The organism is Micromonospora sp. BL1, from assembly GCF_003667485.1.
Lineage (GTDB): Bacteria > Actinomycetota > Actinomycetes > Mycobacteriales > Micromonosporaceae > Micromonospora > Micromonospora tulbaghiae.
In genome coordinates this window covers 1-842 of the sequence record NZ_RCVK01000047.1, presented here as the reverse complement: position 1 = coordinate 842, position 842 = coordinate 1, and the positions used below count along the sequence as shown (strand labels likewise).

1 protein-coding gene and 1 pseudogene are annotated in these 842 nt (G+C 71.6%); both read right to left on the bottom strand.

Annotation, left to right across the window (positions count from 1 at the left end):
- Nucleotides 1-80: 80 nt before the first annotated feature.
- Nucleotides 81-227, bottom strand: coding sequence for a hypothetical protein (locus tag EAD96_RS31095; RefSeq protein ID WP_013285352.1), 147 nt, complete (start codon nucleotides 225-227; stop codon nucleotides 81-83).
- Between the two features lie 94 nt (nucleotides 228-321).
- Nucleotides 322-842, bottom strand: a pseudogene (locus EAD96_RS00210) (peptidase M23); the annotation flags it as partial.

Here is an 842-nt window from a genome sequence, read left to right as displayed (position 1 = left end):
TGACCGACCCCGCCCCCGTCGACGGGGGCGGGGTCGGTCACGAAGGGCTCCGGAGGCTCGTGCGGCGGGGGTGACGCGGGTCAGCGCCGGCGCGACTGCAGCCGGTTCGCGATCTGCCGCAGCCGGGCCTGGTTCTCCGGCTTCGACATCTCACGCCGACCGCGGTCGACCAACTGCTGGCCCCGCGGCGACCGCAGGAAGGCGGTGATCCGTTGCATCAGCGACATGAGGGTCCTCCCGTCCCGCGGTCCCCTTCATGTGTACCTGGGACCGGCAAGTCCCTGATACCCGAATCGGCCCTTCGGCAACCACCCGTCCGGGTCAGCCCAGGATCTCGGCCACCACCTCGCCGGCCCGCCACTCGTGCTGGGCGTACGCGTCCGGGAACGCCGAGATCTGCACCGCCTGGGCCGCGACCGAGAGCGGCAGGTTCTGCCAGCCGGGGATCTCCGCCAGCGCGGACAGGAACGCCTTCGTCGCGTACTCCGGGTCCATGAGCTGCTCGACGGTGCCCCAGCCGCTGCTCGGGCGCTGCTGGAACAACCCGACCGAGTCGTGGTCCCAGCCGATGGCCTGGTGCGGGTAGCTCTGCGACTCGGGCAGCACGCCGCTGGCGTAGTTGAGCAGGGTGCTCTCCTGCATGGCGGTCGCCACCGCGATGACCAGGGCGCGGCGCGGCATGCCCATCTCCTTGCCGGCCTGCACGATCTTCTTCGCGTTGTTCATCTGGGTGCGGTCCAGGCCGGCGACCGGGACGATCTGCCGGACGGTCTTCTTCGGCTTGGGCTTGGCGGTCGCCTTCGGGCTCGCCGTCGCGGACGGGCTGGCGCTGGGGGTGGGGG